This is a genomic window from Arthrobacter sp. Y81 (assembly GCF_002929335.1).
GTDB lineage: Bacteria > Actinomycetota > Actinomycetes > Actinomycetales > Micrococcaceae > Arthrobacter.
Genome location: NZ_PJIL01000002.1, coordinates 284,974 through 305,275, shown reverse-complemented (window position 1 = coordinate 305,275; position 20,302 = coordinate 284,974). Strand labels below are relative to the sequence as shown.

General features: G+C 66.9%; 16 protein-coding genes. 6 read left to right on the top strand and 10 right to left on the bottom strand.

The genetic code is table 11. The features are described from left to right. Window positions 1-17: 17 nt before the first annotated feature. Genes CXQ91_RS04160 through nirB form a run of 3 tightly spaced genes read right to left on the bottom strand, consistent with a single transcriptional unit; the run spans window position 18 to window position 4,864 of the window. Window positions 18-1,163: a uroporphyrinogen-III synthase gene (locus CXQ91_RS04160; protein WP_104172660.1), complete on the bottom strand. Its 1,146-nt coding sequence runs from the start codon at window positions 1,161-1,163 to the stop codon at window positions 18-20. 19 nt (window positions 1,164-1,182) lie between these two features. After that, window positions 1,183-2,217 carry a uroporphyrinogen-III C-methyltransferase gene (cobA, locus tag CXQ91_RS04155; RefSeq protein ID WP_104172659.1) on the bottom strand — a complete coding sequence of 345 codons (1,035 nt, stop codon included), beginning with the start codon at window positions 2,215-2,217 and terminating at the stop codon, window positions 1,183-1,185. A 1-nt stretch (window position 2,218) separates the two neighbouring features. Continuing rightward, window positions 2,219-4,864 (bottom strand): nitrite reductase large subunit NirB, encoded by a 2,646-nt coding sequence (gene nirB / locus CXQ91_RS04150; protein WP_104172658.1) that lies wholly within the window; start codon window positions 4,862-4,864, stop codon window positions 2,219-2,221. Between the two features lie 294 nt (window positions 4,865-5,158). On the opposite strand from nirB, the gene nirD reads away from it, so the two are divergent. Continuing rightward, on the top strand, window positions 5,159-5,524 hold the full coding sequence (gene nirD / locus CXQ91_RS04145) for a nitrite reductase small subunit NirD (protein WP_104172657.1): 366 nt from the start codon (window positions 5,159-5,161) through the stop codon (window positions 5,522-5,524). A 31-nt stretch (window positions 5,525-5,555) separates the two neighbouring features. Here nirD and CXQ91_RS04140 read toward each other — a convergent pair whose 3' ends face one another. Beyond that, complete coding sequence (locus tag CXQ91_RS04140; RefSeq protein WP_104172656.1) at window positions 5,556-7,298, bottom strand: phospho-sugar mutase; 1,743 nt, start codon at window positions 7,296-7,298, stop codon at window positions 5,556-5,558. Between the two features lie 97 nt (window positions 7,299-7,395). On the opposite strand from CXQ91_RS04140, the gene CXQ91_RS04135 reads away from it, so the two are divergent. Next, entirely contained in the window at window positions 7,396-7,881 is a 486-nt protein-coding gene (locus CXQ91_RS04135; RefSeq protein ID WP_104172655.1) for an Rrf2 family transcriptional regulator, read from the top strand. Window positions 7,882-7,915: 34 nt separating this feature from the next. Here CXQ91_RS04135 and CXQ91_RS04130 read toward each other — a convergent pair whose 3' ends face one another. Further along, window positions 7,916-8,734, bottom strand: a complete 819-nt coding sequence (locus CXQ91_RS04130) for a purine-nucleoside phosphorylase (protein WP_104172654.1) — start codon at window positions 8,732-8,734, stop codon at window positions 7,916-7,918. Between the two features lie 95 nt (window positions 8,735-8,829). Here CXQ91_RS04130 and CXQ91_RS04125 point away from each other — a divergent pair, with 95 nt between their 5' ends. Next, window positions 8,830-10,245 carry an NAD(P)H-quinone dehydrogenase gene (locus CXQ91_RS04125; protein WP_104172653.1) on the top strand — a complete coding sequence of 472 codons (1,416 nt, stop codon included), beginning with the start codon at window positions 8,830-8,832 and terminating at the stop codon, window positions 10,243-10,245. Here CXQ91_RS04125 and CXQ91_RS04120 read toward each other — a convergent pair. Beyond that, window positions 10,192-10,854, bottom strand: coding sequence for a hypothetical protein (locus CXQ91_RS04120; RefSeq protein WP_104172652.1), 663 nt, complete (start codon window positions 10,852-10,854; stop codon window positions 10,192-10,194). The two genes, CXQ91_RS04125 and CXQ91_RS04120, sit on opposite strands and share 54 nt — an antisense overlap. Window positions 10,855-11,101: 247 nt before the next feature. On the opposite strand from CXQ91_RS04120, the gene CXQ91_RS04115 reads away from it, so the two are divergent. Further along, complete coding sequence (locus CXQ91_RS04115; protein WP_104172651.1) at window positions 11,102-11,572, top strand: nuclear transport factor 2 family protein; 471 nt, start codon at window positions 11,102-11,104, stop codon at window positions 11,570-11,572. Between the two features lie 18 nt (window positions 11,573-11,590). Continuing rightward, window positions 11,591-12,160 carry a TetR/AcrR family transcriptional regulator gene (locus tag CXQ91_RS04110; protein ID WP_104172650.1) on the top strand — a complete coding sequence of 190 codons (570 nt, stop codon included), beginning with the start codon at window positions 11,591-11,593 and terminating at the stop codon, window positions 12,158-12,160. A 355-nt stretch (window positions 12,161-12,515) separates the two neighbouring features. Here CXQ91_RS04110 and CXQ91_RS04105 read toward each other — a convergent pair whose 3' ends face one another. From CXQ91_RS04105 to CXQ91_RS04095, 3 genes are read right to left on the bottom strand one after another with little or no spacing between them, the layout of a single operon-like run. Further along, window positions 12,516-14,117 carry an FAD-dependent oxidoreductase gene (locus CXQ91_RS04105; protein ID WP_104172649.1) on the bottom strand — a complete coding sequence of 534 codons (1,602 nt, stop codon included), beginning with the start codon at window positions 14,115-14,117 and terminating at the stop codon, window positions 12,516-12,518. Then, window positions 14,114-16,354 (bottom strand): molybdopterin oxidoreductase family protein, encoded by a 2,241-nt coding sequence (locus tag CXQ91_RS04100; RefSeq protein WP_104172648.1) that lies wholly within the window; start codon window positions 16,352-16,354, stop codon window positions 14,114-14,116. Before CXQ91_RS04100 ends, CXQ91_RS04105 begins: the two co-directional genes overlap by 4 nt. 1 nt (window position 16,355) lies before the next feature. Further along, window positions 16,356-17,768 (bottom strand): MFS transporter, encoded by a 1,413-nt coding sequence (locus tag CXQ91_RS04095; protein ID WP_104172647.1) that lies wholly within the window; start codon window positions 17,766-17,768, stop codon window positions 16,356-16,358. 269 nt (window positions 17,769-18,037) lie between these two features. Here CXQ91_RS04095 and CXQ91_RS04090 point away from each other — a divergent pair, with 269 nt between their 5' ends. Next, window positions 18,038-19,450, top strand: coding sequence for an MFS transporter (locus CXQ91_RS04090; protein WP_104172646.1), 1,413 nt, complete (start codon window positions 18,038-18,040; stop codon window positions 19,448-19,450). Window positions 19,451-19,522: 72 nt separating this feature from the next. Here the strand turns inward: CXQ91_RS04090 and CXQ91_RS04085 are convergent, their stop codons facing one another. Next, entirely contained in the window at window positions 19,523-20,254 is a 732-nt protein-coding gene (locus CXQ91_RS04085; protein WP_104172645.1) for a glutamine amidotransferase, read from the bottom strand. Between the last annotated feature and the right edge of the window lie 48 nt (window positions 20,255-20,302).

The window sequence follows — 20,302 nt, the reverse complement described above, 5'->3', positions numbered from 1 at the left end:
GCAGCGGCAGGGAACCGCTAGACGCGGATCCGGTATCCGCGCTTGACCACGGTTTCCACCATCCGGCCGTCCGGCAGCGAGGAGCGCAGCCGGCTGACCGTCATGTCCAGCGCGTGCACCGAGCCGCGCAGTTCCAGCAGGTCGGAGAGTGATTCCCGGGACAGGACGGCGCCCTCGGCACCCAGGAGTGCACGCAGCAGCAGGAGCGGCGCCGGGGCCATTTCGACAGGTTCCCCGTCGATCCGCAGTGACCGTCCGCGGAGTTCCACGTTGCCGGACCGGGTGTCCAGGCGGCGCACGTGGTTCAGGGCAAGGTGTTCGCAGACCAGCCGGATGAGGGCACCCATCCGGAAGCGTTCCGGAACGAGCGGTGACAGCCCGGCGTCGATCAGCGGCTGCGCCGTGATGGGGCCGACGACGGCAGTGGTGACCGTGGTTTTGAGGGCTTCGACGAGCTGCTTGTAGAGGCCCATCTCATGGGCGGTGCTCCACATGGCGTCGACGGCCGGGGCGCTGGTGAAGGTCAGGACGTCCAGGTTGCCGCTGCAGACGGCCTCGATCAGCCGCGGCAGCTTGTCCTCGCCGTCAGGTTTGACCCACCGGTAGGGCGTAACGGTGAGTACGGTGGCGCCGGACATCTTGAGTCGCTCAAGCTGGCGGACGTCCGTGTAGCCGTGCAGCTGGACGGCCACCGTTTTGCCGCGGACGCCTTCCTTCAGCAGCATGTCCACCAGGGTGGCGGTGGTTTCGTCGCTGCTGATCCCGACGTCGGCGAGTCCGGCGGCGCGAACGGCACCGCGGGCCTTGGGCCCGCGGACAAACATCCGGCATGCCCCGAGGGTCTCCAGCAGTTCATCGCCGATGCCGGACGCGTCGGCCGCCTCGCACCAGCGGCGCATGCCGTAGGCGGTCGTGGCGATGCAGAGATCGGGCTTGGCGGCGATGATGGCCCGGGTGTCGTCGATGAGCCGCATGTCTTCCTGCACCGGCGCGATCTTGAGTGCGGGCGCGTGCAGCACCTCGGCACCGCGCCGTTCCAGGGCCTCGATCAGGTCCTGTGAACGCCGGTGCGACGTCACGCCGATCCGGAACCCCTCCAGGGGCGAATCGGGGGCGTCGGCAACAGGGGAGTCCTGCGGGCCGGAGGCGGCAATAGTGTTCATGGCGCTCATGGTGTTACTTTCACGATCCCATCAGTGACGCTGCAAGGCGGTTGAGATCGGCCGCCGCCTCAGCGTGCCCGCGGTTGGCTTCAGCCACCCGCACCACCTCGCCGATGACCAGCACTGCCGGGTTAGTGCAATCGGCGGCCGCTGTGACAATCGTACCCAGCTGGGCGATGGTGGTGCGCTGGCCGGGGCGGTAGCCGCGTTCGACGACGGCCATCGGCATGTCTGCCCGCATCCCGGCGCGGCGCAGGCCGGCAGCCAGGTGGTGCAGGGTTCCGATGCCCATCAGGACCACGATGGTGCCGCCCAGTCCAGCAAGGTGGGTGAGTTCCTTCTCCGTCAGCGGGGCGTGGCCGGAGACCACGGTGAACATGTGGCTGACTTCGCGGTGTGTGACGGGGATCCCTGCAGCTGCCGGGACGGAGATGGCGCTGGTGACGCCGGAAATGACCTTGACGGGCACGCCCGCAGCCACGCAGGCTGCAACCTCTTCGCCGCCGCGGCCGAACACGTAGGGGTCGCCGCCCTTGAGGCGCACCACGTTGTTGCCGGCCAGTGCGCTCTGCACCATCAGCTTCTCGATGTCGCCCTGGCTGACCTTGTGGTGGCCGGGCTGCTTGCCCACATCCACCAGCTCGGCCGAGGTCAGGGACGGCAGGTCCTGGTAGGGGGCCAGCCGATCGTAGAAGACCACGTCCGCATCGCGCAGGGCGTTCACAGCCGCCACGGTCAGCAGTTCGCTGACGCCGGGGCCGCCGCCCACCAGGGTCACGTGGCCCACTGGTCCGGCAGCCGGTTCCATCGAAACGGGGATGCCGGTTTCGCGGCAGCGGTCCAGCAGCGCGTCCCAGCCGGGCTGGCCGTCGTCGACGGCAGCCACAAGGAACGGGCGCTCGGGCAGCGGTCCGTCATGGCGCGCGCCCTGCGGGGTGCTGAGGCGGGAGACGACGGCGCCGGCGGCCTGGTAGCGGCGGACCGCCTGCCGGGCGGCGTGGTCCCCGCCGGTGACCAGGACTTCACGGCCGGTGAGATCAATGCTGAGCTGCATGCTATACCTCGTTCTCGTCCAGCAGTTCGGGAGTGGAAGGACGCATCGGGATGGTAGCCCCGATCAGGACCTTCCCTTTTTCTTCTGCCGTGGCCGGACGCATCTGGCCGCGCTCGTCGGAGACGAACGTGATGGAGTCGTCCTTCTGGTCGGGGGCGTTGACGAAGGAGCGGAACCGGCGCAGGCGCTCGGGATCCTTCAGGGTGTCGGCCCATTCGTCGACGTAGGTGTCAACGTGCTTGGCCATGGCGGCCTCGAGGTCCTCGGCGATGCCCAGGGTGTCCTTGACCACAACGTCCTCAACGTGCTTGATGCCGCCGTCGAGCTCTTCCTGCCAGCGCGCGGTGCGCTGCAGGCGGTCTGCGGTCCGGATGTAGTACATGAAGTAGCGGTCGATGTACTTGATCAGCGTCTCGTCGTCCAGGTCCTTGGCCAGGAGCTGGGCGTGGGCCGGGGTGGCACCGCCGTTGCCGCCGACGTAGAGGTTCCAGCCGTCGGCGGTGGCGATCACGCCGACATCCTTGCCGCGGGCTTCGGCGCATTCGCGGGCACAGCCGGAGACGCCCATCTTGAGCTTGTGCGGGCTGCGGAGGCCGCGGTAGCGGAGCTCGAGCTGGATGGCCATGGCCACCGAGTCCTGGACGCCGAAGCGGCACCAGGTGGAACCGACACACGACTTCACCGTGCGGAGGCTCTTGCCGTAGGCCTGGCCGGATTCGAAGCCGGCATCCACCAGTTCCTTCCAGATTTCCGGGAGTTCCTCCAGCCGGGCACCGAACATGTCGATGCGCTGGCCGCCGGTGATCTTGGTGTACAGGTTGTACTTCTCCGCCACGGCGGCGATGACGCCGAGCTTCTTCGGGGTGATCTCACCGCCGGCGATGCGGGGGACCACCGAGTAGGTGCCGTCCTTCTGCATGTTGGCGAGGGCGCGGTCGTTGGTGTCCTGCAGGGTGCCGCGGCCGGCGTCCAGGACGTAGGCGCTGTTCTGGCTGGCCAGGATGTTGGCGATGGTCGGCTTGCAGATGTCGCAGCCTGCGCCGGTGCCGTACTTGGCCATGACCTCCTCGAAGGAGGTGAGTTCCAGGACGCGGATGGTCTCGAAGAGTTCCTGGCGGGACAGCTCGATGTGCTCGCAGAGTGCCTTGGAAACCTCGACGCCGGACTTGGTGAGCTCGGTTTCCAGCAGCTTCTTGAGCATCGGCACGCAGGAACCGCAGCTGGTTCCGGCACGGGTGCAGCCTTTCAGTTCGCCGAGTTCCTGGACGGGAGCGTTGCCGTCGCAGGCCCCGCAGCCGTTGACGGTGTCGCGGATGGTTCCGGCCGACACGTTGTTGCAGGAACACAGGATGGCGTCGTCCGGGAGCTCGGTGTCCGGGGCGTCGCCGCCGCCGGCTGCCGTGAGGTATGCGCCGGGCTCGGCGCTGAGCTCACGGCCCAGGAGCGGGCGCAGGCTGGTGTAGGGGGTGGCGTCGCCCACGAAGATGCCGCCCAGGAGGGTCTTGGCATCGTCCGTGGTGACAATCTTCTGGTAGACGCCGCGGGCCGGGTCGGCGTAGACGATTTCGAGGGCGTGCTCGGTCTTGGCGAACGCGTCACCGAAGCTGGCGACGTCGACGCCGGACAGCTTGAGCTTGGTGGCGGTGTCGAAGCCCGGGAAGGTGGCCTCGCCGCCATGGAGGCGGTCAGCGACGATCTCGGCCATGGTGTTGGCGGGGGCGACCAGGCCCAGGCACATGCCGCCGAAGTTGGCCACTTCACCGATGGCCCAAATTCCGTCGACCTCGGTGGCGCAGTAGTCGTTGATGACCACGCCGCCGCGCTGGCCCAGCGAGAAGATCTGCTCATCGCCCTCTGCTGCGCGGAAGAGTTCATCGCGCGGCCGGACACCGATCGCGACGATCACAAGGTCAGCGTCGATGATGCGGCCGTCAGCCATGAGGACGCCGGTGACCTGGCCATCGTCGTCGGACAGCACCTCGGAGGGGAATACACCGCCGTGGACTGCGAAGCCCTTGGCCTTAATGAGCCGGCCCATTGCCTGGCCCGCGCCTTCATCCAGCTGCGTGGCCATCAGCCACTGCGAACCGTCGATGACGATCGGGTTGGCGCCGAGCTGCTCCGTGCCGGCGGCTGATTCGAGGCCCAGGAGGCCACCGCCGATGGTGACGGCGTTGACCTGGCGGCCAAGCTTTTCGGTGAGTTCGGCAATGGCCTTGTTGATGGCCCAGACGTCCTCGAGCGTGCGGTAGACGTGTGTGTGCTCGGCGCCGGGGATCGGCAGGCGGGCGGCATTGGAACCCGTCGCGACCACGAGGTCGTCGTATTCGAAGATGTTGCCGGCTGCCGTCTCCACGGACTTGGCTTCGTGGTTGATTTTGACGACGCGCTCGCCGGTCTTCAGGGACAGGGCCTCGTGGTCCCACATGTTCGCCTCGCCCAGGGTGAGGTCGTAGTCCATGACGGTCAAGGCCTTGCTCAGAGCCACGCGGTCGTAGGGGAGGTGGGCTTCCTCAGTGAGGACCGTGACATGCCAGCCTTCGAGGCCACGGGCATGCATTGCGTCCGCAAAGCGGTGGGCCGCCGGGCCGCCGCCGGCGACGACGATGCGGCGCGGAGTCTCTGTGCTTGAAGTCTGTTCGGTCACTGTGGGCCTTTCGCATGGGCAGCAGACGGTTCTCTGCGACCTTCTCTGACGAGGTGTCCATCCAGACTAGGTACCCGCAGTTTCGCTTCAGTTTCCCTTATGTTTCGTGAACTTAACTTCTGCATCACGAATGGATTTCGGGACAGGTGAGTTGCCTTTTACGTCCCGGACACATTCACTGCACGCCGCTGAAACACCGCCGCCCTAGCTTGGATATGTGGCCGCGTCGGCGGTCCGGGCCCGGCAGCCGTTCTAAAGAGCGCCGGGCCGCAGGCAATGCGAGAGGGGCCGGAAATGACCGCAATACTTGAACTTGATGACCAGACCACCGGATTTGCGACGGGATGGAACCGCGTCTGCGCCGTGGAGGAACTGGAGCTGGCCTGGGGTGAGGCAGCACTGATCGCGGGCCGCCAGGTTGCGTTGTTCCGCACCGCGCCCGCCGAGGTGTTCGCCGTGGCCCAGGAAGATCCTGCCACCGGCGCCCATGTGATGGCCCGCGGCATCGTCGGATCCCGCGGAACGAGGCAGACCATTGCGTCCCCGCTCCACAAGGAGGTCTACGACCTGGAAACCGGTGAGTGCTTTGGCACCGCTGAACTCCGCCTCCCCACCTTCCGCACCCGCGTTGTTGACGGCTACGTCGAGGTTGAGCTCTAGCCTTTAGGCACGCCTGCCAAGGCACCCCGGGCTAAAGCCCCAGTGCCTCCCGTACGTCTCCCAGCACGCCGTCGAGCGCTGCCCGGGCCGCCTGCCGCGCCTCGGGCAGCTCCGCGGCTGAGCCCACGCTCCGGATGACTTCGAGGTAGCACTTGAGCTTCGGTTCGGTGCCGCTGGGGCGGATGATCACCCTGCTCAGGTCCCTCGTCAGGTAGAGCAGGCCGTCCGTCGGCGGCAAGTTCTCACTGCCCTCGGCCAGGTCCCGGAATGTTTCGACTGCCGAGCCGCCGAAGGATTCCGGCGGGCTGACACGGAGCCGGTTCATCATGGCGTCCAGGAGCCCCAGGTCCGCCACTCGGATGCTGAGCTGGTCGCTGGCATGCAGCCCGTGCACCAGGTACAGCTCGTCGAGGGTATCGAAAATAGCCTTGCCGTCCGCCTTGGCCGCTGCCGCGAGTTCCGCGATGAGCACGGCTGCGGAAATGCCGTCCTTGTCCCGGACCAGTTCCGGGGCCACACAGTATCCCAGCGCTTCCTCGTAGCCGTAGAGCAGGCCGGGAACGCGGGAAATCCACTTGAACCCGGTCAGGGTTTCCTCATGGGAGTACCCCGCCGCAGCCGCGATCCGCGCCAGCAGGCGCGAGGAAACAATTGAATTCGCGAAAACGCCCTGGGTGGTGCTGCCCCCGCCCGCGGCGAGCCTTGCCACAATGTGGGCACCCAGCAAGGCGCCCACTTCGTCCCCGCGCAGCATGCGCCAGGCACCCGTGTCCGGATCCTTGGCCGCAACGGCAGCTCGGTCGGCGTCGGGGTCGTTCGCCAGCACGATGTCAGCGTCCACCCGGGCCGCCGTTTCCAGCGCCAGGTCCAGTGCGCCGGGCTCCTCCGGATTGGGGAAGTTCACCGTGGGGAAGTCCGGGTCCGGCCGGGCCTGTTCGGCCACCAGCGTGACGTCGGTAAAGCCCGCGGCGTTCAGCACGGCAACCGCGGTGTCGCCGCCCACGCCGTGCATGGGGGTCAGGACAATCTTCAGGTCGCGGGCCGGGAACCGCGCGGGAAGCGCCAGGCCAGCCACCGCGGCCTGGTATCCGGCGGTGATGGACGGCTCAAGAACGCTCCAGCCCGTGGCGGCAAGGGCGATGGAGTCCAGCGCACCCACCCGGTCAATTTCGGCGGCGATCCGGGCGTCGTACGGTGCCACGATCTGCGCCCCGCGCCCGCTTTCCTCCACCGCGTGCCGGCCCAGGTACACCTTGTAGCCGTTGTCCTGCGGCGGGTTATGGCTGGCAGTCACCATCACACCGCCGTCACAATCCAGCGACCGCACTGCATAGGCGAGCAGCGGCGTCGGGAGCGCCTGCGGCATCAGGAAGGTCTCGATACCCGCGGCCGTGAAGATCGCGGCCGTCTCCTCGGCGAAGATATCTGAGTTGTAGCGGGCGTCAAACCCGACGACGGCGCGGGGTTGGGTGCCCGGCGAGGCCTCCGCGACGGCGGCGGTCAGGAACGCGGCGAAGCCTGCGGCCGCGCGCCGCACCACAACGCGGTTCATCCGGTTGGGTCCGGGGCCAAGCTCCGCGCGCAGGCCGGCGGTGCCGAACTGCAGCGTTCCGCTGAAGCTGTCCTCCAGGTCCTGGCGCGCAGAGGGAACCCCGTCCTCGGAGAGCTGGATGAGTTCTGTCAAAGCGGCGGCAGTGGCGGGATCCGGGTCCTGGGCGGCCCAGTCCCGGGCGTCGCTCAGCAGCTGCGGAAATTCGGCATCGGAAGACGTCATAGGAACAAGCTATCGCCTATCCGCCGGTATCCGCTGCCCGACAAGCACCGCAGGGAGTCCTTGACAGTAAATTTTCTGGACACGTAATGTCTGAAAAATGAAGATGGGCCAGGGGGTCGAGTGGGCACTGCACTGCTGCGTGAACATGTCCTGGGCACCCGCCGGAGAGGCCGTGAACAGCGCCCGGCTCGCGGAACTGTACCAACTGCCCGCCGCCTACCTGAACAAGCAGCTGCAGGCACTGGTCCGGGCCGGCATCCTCTCCTCCGTGTCCGGACCCCGCGGCGGCTTCCAGTTGGCGAAACCCGCGGAAGAGATCACCGTGCTGGACGTCGTCCTGGCCATCGAGGGTCCGGAACCGGCCTTCCGCTGCGAGTCCATCCTCGCGAACGCGCCGGGTTCGGATCCCGCCGAAGACTACCTCCGCAGTTGCCTGGTGTCCCAGACCATGCGCCAGGCCGAGCTTGCCTGGCGGCAGACGCTGTCCCGGCAGACTGTCGCGGGCATCGCCGCCTCCGTTGAGCGGAAGTTTCCCGGATCCCGCAAAGACACGCTTCGCCGGCTGATGCCCGCCAGGAACTAGGCGTGCCTGGCGGGCGGCACCTGCAGGGTTGCTGTCAGAGCTTGGCGATGATTTCCGCGAGCAACTTGGAGATGCGCGGTCCGGCGGCCTGGCCGGCTTCCAGCACTTCCTGATGGCTCAGCGGCACCGGGCTGATGCCCGCCGCGAGGTTGGTCACCAGTGAGATGCCGAAGACTTCCATGCCTGCATGGCGGGCGGCGATGGCCTCGAGCGCTGTGGACATGCCCACCAGGTCGGCTCCGATCCGCTTGGCGTACTGGACCTCCGCCGGCGTTTCGTAGTGCGGGCCGGTGAACTGCGCATAGACGCCCTCGTCCAGGGACGGGTCAACTTCGCGGGCCAGCCCCCGGATCCGTGCGGAGTACAGATCTGTCAGGTCAACGAAAGTTGCGCCTTCGAGCGGGGACGTGGCGGTGAGGTTTATGTGATCTTTGATGAGCACGGGGGTGCCGGGGGTCCAGCTTTCATTGAGGCCGCCGCAGCCGTTCGTGACCACCAAGGTCTTGCAGCCTGCCGCTGCGGCCGTGCGGACTCCGTGCACTACTGCGCGGACGCCCTTGCCTTCGTAGTAGTGCGTCCGGGCACCGAGCACCAGCGCGCGCTTGCCCTCCTTGGTCAGGACGGAGCGGATGGTGCCGACGTGGCCCTCTACTGCCGGCGCGGAGAAGCCGGGGACCTCGTCAGCGGACAGCGTGGCGGTGGTCTCACCGATCAGGTCGGCGGCGTCGCCCCAGCCTGAACCGAGCACCAGCGCAACGTCGTGGCTGTCCACGCCCGTCTCCTCGGCGATGTAATCGGCGGCCGCGCGGGCGGCGTCAAAAGGGTCCGTGTTCAGGAATTCTGTATTACTCACTGGTACAAGCTATCGTGACTGCGCTTCGCTGCCCAGCAGTGGCGCAGGTCCCTTTTATTGGTGTGAGGCGGCGGATGGGTAGAGAATGGATCTTTGTGACTACGCATCCGGATTTCAGCTCACCTCGCATCGCAATTCTTGGCGGAGGGCCCGGTGGCTATGAAGCCGCCATGGTGGCCGCGTCCCTGGGGGCGCAAGTAACCATCATCGAACGCGCCGGCCTCGGCGGTTCCGCGGTGCTCACCGACGTCGTCCCGTCCAAGACCCTGATCGCGACGGCGGACCTGATGACCCGCGTCGGTGAGGCGGGGGAGCTGGGCGTGAAGTTCGACGTCGACGGCGGCGATTTCGCGCCGGTGATGCGTGCTGACCTGAAGCACATCAACGACCGCCTGCTCGGCCTGGCGCGGAAGCAGTCCGAGGACATCCGGAGCGGACTCGAGCACCAGGGCGTGCGCATCCTGATCGGCTCCGGCCGGCTGCTGGACAACCACACCATCGAGGTCCTCACCGTTAACGGCACGGAGACCGTGGAAGCGGACACCATCCTGCTCGCGGTCGGCGCCCATCCCCGTGAACTTCCCACCGCCCGGCCCGACGGCGACCGAATCCTGAACTGGGCGCAGATCTACAACATGGACGAGCTTCCCGAGGAACTCATCGTGGTGGGTTCCGGCGTCACCGGCGCGGAATTTGCCTCCGCCTACAACGGCCTGGGCTCCAAGGTCACCCTGATTTCCAGCCGCGACCGCGTGCTTCCGGGCTCGGACACCGACGCCGCCGAGGTCCTGGAGGGCGTCTTCGAACGCCGCGGCGTGAAGGTGCTTTCCCGCTCCCGCGCCGAAACGGTGGAACGGACGGATGACGGCGTCGTCGTCACCCTGGGTGACGGCTCCAAGGTGACCGGCAGCCACTGCCTGGTCTGTGTCGGTTCCATCCCCAACACGGCCGGCATCGGCCTGGAGGAAGCCGGCGTGGCGGTCACCGAGAGCGGCCACATCAAGGTGGACGGCGTCTCGCGCACCACCGCCCCCAACATCTACGCCGCCGGTGACTGCACCGGGGTCCTTGCCCTCGCATCGGTCGCGGCCATGCAGGGCCGCATCGCCGTGGCCCACTTCCTCGGCGACGCTGTCATGCCGCTCAAGCTGCACCAGGTCGCCTCCAACATCTTCACGTCGCCGGAGATTGCGTCCGTGGGCGTGTCCGAGGCGGAGATCGATTCCGGCAAATACCAGGGCGACGTGGTGAAGCTGTCGCTGCGCAGCAACGCCCGCGCCAAGATGCGCAACCACCGTGACGGGTTCGTCAAGATCTTCGCCCGGAAGGGTTCCGGCACCGTGATCGGCGGCGTTGTGGTGGGCCCGAACGCCTCCGAACTGATTTTCGCGATTTCCATCGCCGTCACCCAGAAGCTTCACGTCGACGACGTCGCCAGCACCTTTACGGTGTACCCGTCACTCAGCGGCTCCATCTCGGAAGCGGCCCGGCGCCTGCACGTCCGCATGTAGCAGGCTGCGGGTCGCCACCCGGGCGGCCACGAGATACAGCAGCCCGGTGATCAGCGGAACCACGCTGATGGCGGACAGGGCGACCACTCCGGCGAGGCTCCCCAGCGCCGAGAACGCGACGGGTCCCAGTCCGAGGGCCACCAGCAGCCAGCCCGCATCGGGTGTCCGTTTGAGGCCCAGGACGGCTGCCGGAAACGCCAGGACCAGGACGGCCACCGCCCGGAAGGGCCCGTTCGCGTTCTCGAACGCACGCCACGATGCCGAGTCGACGGCGAACCAGATGCCCGCCGCGATGAGCAATGCGGTGAGCATGGTCAGCGCAGGTGCAGCCCACGGGGGACGAAGCCACGCAAGCACGGCGAGTGCGGCCATCGGAACGGCCCAGGACACGATCAGGATGACCCCTTCCAGGCCGCCGGGATCAGCCAGGGCATAGCCGCTGATGAACAGGCCGGCGAGCACGGTGAAGGCTGCCATGATCGCGGCTGCGGTCCAGACGAGTGCGCGCGCCCTCGCGGAACGGTCGGGCTGCCGGAGGGAGACGATGCCCATGGCCCCGGCAGCCAGGACGAGTGCGGCCGCGGCCAGGAAGATCGTGACGCTGAACATGGCAACCCTCCCTGCTGGTCAAGGACCGTAGGTTCAATGACACCCCCGCCCGAAGGCGCTGGCAAGGGGCCTAAGGCCCCGGCTCGAGGTCCGAAGACTCGGACGACCGTTCAGGCGAGGACGGTCCTGAGCCGGTTCTCCCTACCCTTCGCCGACCCGTATGGGTGCTTGCGTTCCAGACACTTGTACCGTATGGTACAACTTGTACTGATTGGTACAAATCCTCAGGTAATATAAGGATGAACCCATGGAAACCAGGCCACCGTTGCCCCCGTTTACCCTCGAAAGCGCCACAAAAAAGGTGCGTCTTGCAGAAGATGGCTGGAACAGCCGAAACCCCGCGAAAGTCGCTCTTGCCTACACCGAATCCAGCTGGTGGCGGAATCGCTCAACCTTCGTGCAGGGACGAGACCAGATCATCGAGCTGCTGACCGATAAGTGGGCCCGCGAGCAGGAGTATCGTCTGATCAAGGAGCTTTGGGCCTACGAAGGCGACAGGATTGCTGTTCGCTTCGTTTATGAATGGCAAAACCACGATGGGCAATGGTTCCGATCTCACGGAAACGAGAACTGGCAGTTTGACGGACGTGGGCTGATGCAGTGGCGGCATGCGAGCATTAACGACGTGCCAATCACTGAGTCTGATCGGATGTTTCATTGGGACCTCAATGGTCCACGTCCTGAAGGCCATCCGGGCCTGAGCGAACTTGGCCTCTAATAAAGAAAGGGGCTCCTCTTGCCTAAGCTGATCGCAACACGGGCCGACGTAGTACCTCTGCTGGCTGAAGTGTTCCGTACCCGTGGTTTCAGTGCCGCGAGCCTTTCGGAGATTACTGAAGCAACCGGATTAGGCAAGGGGAGCCTCTACAACTTCTTTCCCGGAGGCAAGGACGAGATGGCACAAGCAGTTCTCGATGACGTGGAAAGCTGGTTTCAGGGTGAGATATTTGCTCCGCTGCGGTCGGCCAGGCCGCTGGGCGAACGATTGTCGCTGATGTTTAGCAACGTGATTGAGTACTTCGCATCCGGACGCCGGATTTGTCTGGTGGGCGTTTTTGCCCTGGGAATGGAGCGGGACAGATTCGAAGACCAGATCAGGAGTTTCTTCGCTGACTGGATCCAGGCTCTGCGGCTGGCCTTGGAAGAGGGCGGGAATTCGGAGCAGCCTCGAGAGCTGGCCGAGGAGGTCGTCTCCGGCATCCAAGGCGCATTGATCCTTGGCAGGGGCCTGAACGATCCAAACCGCTTTGTAGCGATCCTTCATCGCCTGGAGGACCGACTGCTGAAAGAGTCCGCCCTGCGGTAGCTCAAACCGCCTCAATTTCCACTACCGCTGAGGTCTGTTTCGAACCAACGGGCGGCGGATCGGGCCGAAGCGCCCCGGCGAGGCGGCGGGCAAGGACGATGATGCCTCTTCCCTAGGTCCCGACACGAGTTCGGTGTACCTCTTCGCCAGCGCAGCACAATGCCCCTACCATCCGTCTGGACTGGAGTAATCTGGACGGAATTCGCCTCCAGGAAAGGCCAGACGGGAAGGGCAAACGCGGGCAGGTCGTACTCTCCCCGAACAGCGTCATTTCCGTCCGCTGGGACGCGGTGGCCAACCCGATAGGTGGACTGGAATTGAAGCATGCCGGACCTACCTCCGGCCTCAGCTCATATCAGGCGGCTGCTGCCGCCTGGAAGTGTTTTTCGATGATGTCCTTGATGTCGGAGTGGCAGCCGCCGCAGCCGGTACCGGCGCGGGTGGCGCCGGAAACCTCGGCCACCGTGGAGCAGCCGTCAACAACGGCGTCCTGGATCTTGGTGCCGGTGACGCCGGCGCACCGGCATACGGTGCGCTCCGGGTCGCTGTTGCCGGCGGCAGCCAGCTGGTCCGGTCCGTCCAGGCGCAGCAGCAGCGACCTGTCGGCGGGGAGCTCGTCGCCGCGCTCGAACAGGGAGACCAGCTCCGCAGCCGTGCGCGGCATGCCTACGGCCACGAGGCCTTCCAGCACGCCGCCGCGCGTGGTCATCTTGACGTAGCGGCCGTGTTCCGGATCGGCCCACTGCGCAATCTGCAGCCGCGGGCGCCCGTTCACGGCACCGGCGGTCAGTACTTCCTCATCCCAGGGTTCCGCGGCGTTGTCTCCGGCCACTGCCATGTTCATGCCGCGGGCCTTGAGGACAACGACGCCCGGCTTCTCCATGGGCAGCTCGGGCAGGGACTCCGCCGCGTCCACCGAATCGCCGGTGGGCGAACTGTCGCTTGAACCGTCAACGGATCCCTCGGCGAGGAGCGTCAGGTACTCCGCCAACCACTCCGCCTGGCGCCAGCCCGGGCCCACCAGGCCGGACGGACCGCGTGCGGCCCGGCAGTCGCTGCAGGAGGGATCGGGGCAGCGGACTTCGGCGCAGTCACCGATCGCAAAAATGTGCGGCTCGTGGTGGGCACGCAGCTTGTGGTCCACCAGGATGCCCGTGGCGGTGGACAGACCGCAGCCTTCGGCGAGCTCCACGCGCGGACGGACGCCGCAGGACAGCACCAGCAGGTCGCCGTCGATCGCTGAACCGTCATCCAGCAGCAAGGCGGAGAAGCCGCCGTCGGGAGCGTTGTGTTCCACCCCCGTGGAGCGGGCGTTGCCGGCCATCCGGACGCCGCAGTTGCGCATGCCGGCGGCGAGCACCGCGCCGCCGCCGCGGTCGATGTTCCGGCCCAGCGGATGCGGGCCGTTGTGGACCACGGTCACCGTGGCGCCTTCCTCGGCGGCCGCCAGGGCCGTCTCGAGTCCAAGGACGCCGCCGCCCAGCACCACCACGCGCTTGCCACCGGCGACGGCCTGGCGGAGGACCTCGGCGTCGCGCAGGTCGCGCAACGCGGTCACGCCGGCGGGCAGCACGGGGTGCGCCGGGTCCGGGTTGAGGCCGGTCAGGTTGGGGATCACGGGACGGGAACCGGTGGCGAACACCAGCCGGTCGTAGTGCGGCTTCGTGCCGTCGGTGAGGACCACCTGCTGGCGGGCCCGGTCCACCCGGCGGACGCGGACGCCGAGCCGGACGTCCACGCCGTCGGCGATCAGCGCGGCGGCGTCGGACAGTGCCAGCGCCGAAGCCGTCGTCCGCCCCACGCCGAGGTCGGCCACCAGCACGCGGTTGTACGCGGCGTCGGGCTCCTCACCGATGACTGTCAGGTGGGCGAGCCCGCTGCGCACTGCCGGCAGCAGCTCATCGATCAGCCGCGCGGCGACCGGACCAAAGCCCACAATTACAATCTGCTCACTCATGAGGCCTCCGATGTCTGAAGAACGCTGTGCTGGGGTCCGTTGGCAGCCACGCGGACCCACACCTTGTTGAATTTGAACTCGGGCATCCCGGAAATGGGGTCGGTGGCGGCCTCCGTCAGGCGGTTGGCGCTCCCGAGCTCCGGGAAGTGGAACGGCAGGAAGACCGTCTCGGGCCGGATCGCCGTGCTGAGTTCGGCCCGGCACACCACCTCGCCGCGCTCATTGGCCACTGAAACGAACGAACCGTCGGTGATGCCCATGGACGCCGCGGCCGCAGGGTGGATCTGCATCTTCGCCTCCGGCTGGGAAGCCAGCAGCTCGGACACGCGGCGGGTCTGCGCCCCGGACTGGTAGTGCTCCAGCAGGCGGCCGGTGATGAGTGTCATGGTCTTGGCGCCCGGGTCCGGATTCTCTGCGGGAGTACGACGGCGGCGCGGCGCCACCGGGGTCATGACCGCCTTGCCGTCGGCGTGGGCGAAGCCGTCGAGGAACAGCCGCGGCGTGCCGCTGCTGCCCACGGGGTACGGCCAGTAGGCCGCTTCGCCGCGGTCCAGCATGGCGTAGCTGATGCCGGAGTAGTCAGCGAGGCCGCCGGCGGAAGCCAGGCGGAGTTCCTCGAAGACCGTCTCGGGATCCTCGCTGTAGGTGGATGGAGCCTCGAGCGCCTCGGCGAGCCGCGCCATGATCCAGAGTTCGCTGCGGGCGCCGGCCGGCGGCTGCAGTGCGCGGCGGCGGCGGAGGACACGTCCCTCGAGGTTGGTCAGCGTGCCTTCCTCCTCGGCCCACTGGAGGACCGGCAGGATGAGGTCGGCTTCGGCCGCTGTCTCGGAGACGAAGAAGTCGCAGACCACCAGGAAGTCCAGGCTGCGGAGCCCGTCAATGACGGCGTTGGCATCGGGGGAGGCCACCGCGATGTTCGAGGCGTGCACGAAGAGGCAGCGGACGCCGTCGGGCTGTCCGAGGGACTTCAGCAGCTGGACGGCGGGGAGGCCGGGGCCGGGAATCAGGGATTCCGGCACGCCCCACACCTTCGCCATGTGCGCGCGGGCGGCGGGGTCGGTGATCTTGCGGTAGCCGGGGAGCTGGTCGGCCTTCTGGCCGTGCTCACGGCCGCCCTGGCCGTTGCCCTGGCCGGTCAGTGTGCCGTAGCCGCTGCGGGCGGAACCGGGCAGCCCGAGCAGCAGGCTCAGGTTGATGGCGGCGGTGGCGGTGTCCGTTCCGTCCACGTGCTGCTCCACGCCGCGGCCCGTCAGGATGTAGCTCCCGCCCTTGGTGGCTCCGTGGGCAAGCCGGCGGGCCGTCTCGCGGATCAGGTCCGCGGGTACGCCCGTGAGGGACTGGACGCGTTCCGGCCAAAACGCGTTGACGCTGCGGGCCAGGGCTTCGAAGCCGCTGGTGCGCGCCTGGATGAATTCGGTGTCGGCCAGGCCTTCGTGGATGACCACGTGGGACAGGCCCAGGAGGAGGGTGAGGTCGGTGCCCGGCAGGGGCTGGAGGTGCAGGCCGCCGCCGTCGGACGTGAACGCAGCGGTGGCGGAACGGCGGGGGTCCACCACAATCAGCCCGCCGGCGTCGCGAGCTCCCTGGAGGTGCTGCACGAAGGGCGGCATGGTCTCGGCGACGTTGGAGCCGAGCATCAGGATGGTGCTGGTGCCGTCGAGGTCTTCCAGCGGGAACGGGAGGCCGCGGTCAACCCCGAAGGCCCGCATTCCTGCGGCGGCTGCGGAGGACATGCAGAACCGGCCGTTGTAGTCGATCCGGGATGTGCCCAGGGCCAGGCGGGCGAACTTACCCAGCTGGTAGGCCTTCTCGTTGGTCAGGCCGCCGCCGCCGAATACGCCGATGGCATCCGCGCCGTAGCGGGCTCGGGTGTCCTTCACTGCAGCGGTGATGAGTTTCAGGGCCTCATCCCAGCTGACGGGGCGGTGGACGCCGTCGGAGCCCTTCAGCATGGGCTCGGTGACGCGTCCGGGGTGGCTCAGCAGCGAGGCGGAGGTCCAGCCCTTGCGGCACAGGCCGCCGCGGTTGGTGGGGAAGTCGCGTCCGGAAACTTCCAGGACGGGCGCAGCCGCCGCGCCGCCGGCATCAACGGCTGCAGCGGGTACGTTCGGAGCGGGCGGAGCCGGCACGGGGTCTGACCCCGGCTGGACAGCCGGGGTCAGAGCCGCTGGGGACTTCAGCGTCATGGCGCACTGCAAGGCGCAGTAGGGGCAGTGCGTGTCGGCGCTTGTGGTCATGTTAGACGTGTCCCATCGCATTTCGGTTGGCGTTGCGGATGTAGCAGGCCCAGCAGACCACCAGCATCAGGACGTATGCCCCGACGAAGCCGTAGAAAGCGGGGGTGTAGGAACCGCTGGCGGTGTTGGAGGCGTTCAGCACCTGCGGGATGACGAACCCGCCGTAGGCGCCGATCGCCGAGATCAGGCCCAGTGCCGAGGAGGCCAGGCGCTGGGTGGCCACCGTGCTGGCGCCGGCGCGGGCTGCCCGGCTGGAGGTGGCGAAGATGATCGGGATCATCCGGTACGTTGCACCGTTTCCGAAGCCGCTGGCGGTGAAGAGCAGCAGGAACAGGCCCAGGAAGAGCCAGAAGTTCTTCAGCGGCAGGGTCCAGACCATGGTGAGCGTGATGACGGCCATGGAGGCGAAGGCGGCAACGGTCATGCGGGCGCCGCCCATCCGGTCCGCCATGCGTCCGCCGTAGGGGCGGGCCAGCGAGCCGACCAGCGGGCCGAGGAAGGCGAGGGACAGTGCAACCGTGCCCACTCCAATGGAGGAGAAAGCGGGGAAGTAGTCCTTGATGAGCTTGGGGAACACACCGGCGAAGCCGATGAACGAGCCGAAGGTGCCGATGTACAGCAGCGCCATGATCCACAGGTGCGGTTCCTTCAGTGCAGCCACGGATCCGGCCACGTCACCCTTGGCACTGGTGAGGTTATCCATGTACTTCCAGGCGCCGAAGGCTGCGATCAGGATGAAGGGGACCCACATCCATCCGGCCATGGGCAGGTTGACGCTTCCTACGGCCACCAGGGTGATGGCGATGGGAACGGCAAGCTGTGCGACGGCGGCACCGAGGTTTCCGCCGGCGGCGTTCAGGCCCAGTGCCCAGCCCTTTTCGCGGGCAGGGTAGAAGAACGTGATGTTGGCCATGGAGCTGGCGAAGTTGCCGCCACCGAAGCCTGCAAGTGCTGCCACCAGCAGCATGACACCGAACGGGGTTTCCGGGTTGGACACGCAGAGACCCAGGCCGATGGAGGGGATGAGGAGAAGCAGGGCCGAGACGATGGTCCAGTTGCGGCCGCCGAACTTCGGGACCATGAACGTGTAGGGGATGCGCAGTGTGGCACCCACCAGGCTGGGCATGGAGATCAGCCAGAAGATTTCCGAGGTGGAAAAAGTGAATCCTGCGGCGGGGAGCTGGACCACCACGATGGACCAGAGCTGCCAGACGACAAAGCCGAGGAATTCGGCGAAGATGGACCAGTTCAGGTTGCGTCGGGCGATGGAGCGGCCCTTGGACTCCCACTGCTCCTTGTTCTCGGCATCCCAGTTGGCGATCCAGCGGCCGGGGCGGACTTCAAGGGCGGGAGCGTCAGCGGTGCGGGTAGTGCCGGGCTGTGCGCCGGCCTCTGCCGTGCGGTCAACAGTCACGGTGTACCTCCTTTGGGGGTTTGTTGTCCTTCCAAGGTAGAGACGCCGCGTTTCGTGAACCGTCGTCGTTTGTTAACGTGCTGTGAAGTTTGCCTATCGTGGCCTCTGTGACGGCGTGAGGCGCCGTTAGTGAGATAATTTCAGACGTCCGTATGACGGACACCTTTGTCCAGTCGATGGACCAGCGGAACTATTATTGAGACCTATGTATCCCTTAGCCGGGCAGCCTTTTGGGGATGAACGCCCGGTTCTCACGAAAGTGTTACTACATGTCATCCACTGCCACTTCACCGCAGCCGGGGTCAGCCCAGCAGGTTAACTCGCGCGGGCGCGTGATCGTCGCCAGCCTGATCGGCACCACCGTGGAGTTCTACGACTTCTACGTCTACGCCACGGCCGCCGTGCTGGTGTTCCCCCGGTTGTTCTTCCCGGGACAGAATGAAACCACCCAGCTGCTGAGCTCCTTCGCAGTGTTTGGCGTCGCGTTTATCGCCCGTCCGCTGGGGTCCATCGTTTTTGGCCACTTCGGGGACAAGTTCGGCCGCAAGGGCACCCTGGTGGCCTCGCTGCTGACCATGGGCATTGCCACCTTCCTGATCGGCTGCCTTCCCACCGCGCTGGTCCCGGGCTGGGGCTTCTGGGCTCCGGCACTCCTGGTGGTTATGCGCTTCGCCCAGGGCCTCGCGCTCGGCGGCGAGTGGAGCGGCGCGGCCCTCCTGGCCACGGAGAACGCACCCGCCAACAAGCGGGCGATCTACGGGACGTTCCCGCAGCTCGGTGCGCCCATCGGCTTCATCATCGCCAACGTGATCTTCCTGGTGGCCAGCTATGTACTTACTCCGGCCGCCTTCGAGGCCTGGGGCTGGCGCGTTCCGTTCCTGCTGAGCGCCGTCATGGTGATCATCGGCCTTTACGTCCGCCTGAAGCTCATTGAAACGCCGGCCTTCACCAAGGTGCTCGAATCCAACGAGGTGGCCAAGCTGCCGCTTGCCCGGGTCTTCAAGTCGAGCTGGCGGCAGCTCATCCTGGGCACGTTCATCATGCTCGCCACCTACGTGCTCTTCTACCTGATGACCACGTTCACGCTGACTTACGGCACCCGGCCCGCGTCGCTGGATGCCGCCAAGGCCGCTGCGGAGAAGGCCGGCAAGCCGATGACCGAGGCAGCCGCCGCGGCGTTCGTTCCCGGACTGGGCTTCACCCGCAACGACTTCCTCTGGATGCTGATTGCCGGCGTCGTGTTCTTCGGCATCTTCACCCTGGTCTCCGGTCCGCTGGCTGAGAAGTACGGCCGCCGCAAGATGCTGCTGGTCGTGACCGGCGGAATCTTCGTGTTCGGGCTGCTGTTCGTGCCGCTGTTCGGCGGCGGGTTCATCGGCACCATGGCGCTCCTCATCATCGGGTTCTCCCTGATGGGGCTCACGTTCGGGCCGATGGGTGCCCTGCTGCCGGAACTGTTCCCCACCAACGTCCGGTACACCGGCTCTGCTGTCAGCTACAACGTGTCCAGCATCCTGGGCGCGGCTGTGGCGCCGTTCATCGCCGTCGCGCTCTGGGAACAGGCTGACGGCAGCCCCGTCCTGGTCGGTATCTACCTGACCGCCATGGCGGTCCTTACCCTGGTGGCGCTGTTCCTGAGCAAGGAAACCCGGGACCTGGACTACGAGAACAACGTGGCCTGACCCGGCCTTCGCCCTTCACAACAATGCCCGGTACCCCTTCGCGGGGCACCGGGCATTTGTTGTATCCCGCCGCTACCGCGCGTAGCGCTCCACGAAGTTGCCCAGGATCTTCATGGGTTCCGTCGCGGTGAACTGCCGGGCGTTCTCCATCAGGATTTCGGCCGATTCCGGCGGGAAGTAGCCAGCATGGCGGTAGATGTCGATCCTGGTGACCAGCCCGTCCGCATCGAGCTCCGGGTGGAACTGGGTGGCGTACAGGTTGGTCCTGATCCGGAACATGTGGACCGGGCAGGCCGCGGAGCTGGCCAGGACCACGGCGTGCGAGGGGAGGACGGTGCAGGCTTCCTTGTGGCCGGTGAAGGCCGTGAAGCTCTCCGGCAGCCCGCGCAGGAGTGGATCCTGCAGCCCTTCGGCGGTCAGCTTGATCGTGGCGCCGCCCAGGCCCTCGCCATAGGTCCGGTCGATCACCGCGCCCTGGTGCAGGCCCAGCGTGCCGACCCCGTAACAGGCTCCGAGGAACGGGAAATCCGCCGGCACGATGCGGTCCAGCAGCAGGGACAATTCACGCTCCACCCGGTGCTGGGCTGCGCTTTTGTGATCCGCCGGGTCGCTGGAGGTGAAGGGGCTGCCGCCCACGATCACCCCCGAGTAGTCGGAGAGGTCCAACTCGGGCAGGGGCCCGGCTTCCATCCGGATGCGCCGCAGCTGCGCGGGTTCGAGTCCCCCATAGCGCAGGTAGGCCTCGTATTCTTCCTCGGCAGCCTTGTCTTCGGCGCGCGATGCAAGCAGTAGAAATGGCTTCACACGCTAAGTCTGCATGGAGCCGCCCCCGTGCGCCATGGGCGCGCCGGG

Coding starts and splice junctions, on each gene's coding strand:
- CXQ91_RS04160 (WP_104172660.1), bottom strand. CDS start 1,163: ATGAACACTATTGCCGCCTCCGGCCCGCAGGACTCCCCTGTTGCCGAC.
- cobA (WP_104172659.1), bottom strand. CDS start 2,217: ATGCAGCTCAGCATTGATCTCACCGGCCGTGAAGTCCTGGTCACCGGC.
- nirD (WP_104172657.1), top strand. CDS start 5,159: ATGACCGCAATACTTGAACTTGATGACCAGACCACCGGATTTGCGACG.
- CXQ91_RS04140 (WP_104172656.1), bottom strand. CDS start 7,298: ATGACGTCTTCCGATGCCGAATTTCCGCAGCTGCTGAGCGACGCCCGG.
- CXQ91_RS04135 (WP_104172655.1), top strand. CDS start 7,396: ATGAAGATGGGCCAGGGGGTCGAGTGGGCACTGCACTGCTGCGTGAAC.
- CXQ91_RS04120 (WP_104172652.1), bottom strand. CDS start 10,854: ATGTTCAGCGTCACGATCTTCCTGGCCGCGGCCGCACTCGTCCTGGCT.
- CXQ91_RS04115 (WP_104172651.1), top strand. CDS start 11,102: ATGGAAACCAGGCCACCGTTGCCCCCGTTTACCCTCGAAAGCGCCACA.
- CXQ91_RS04105 (WP_104172649.1), bottom strand. CDS start 14,117: ATGAGTGAGCAGATTGTAATTGTGGGCTTTGGTCCGGTCGCCGCGCGG.
- CXQ91_RS04100 (WP_104172648.1), bottom strand. CDS start 16,354: ATGACCACAAGCGCCGACACGCACTGCCCCTACTGCGCCTTGCAGTGC.
- CXQ91_RS04090 (WP_104172646.1), top strand. CDS start 18,038: ATGTCATCCACTGCCACTTCACCGCAGCCGGGGTCAGCCCAGCAGGTT.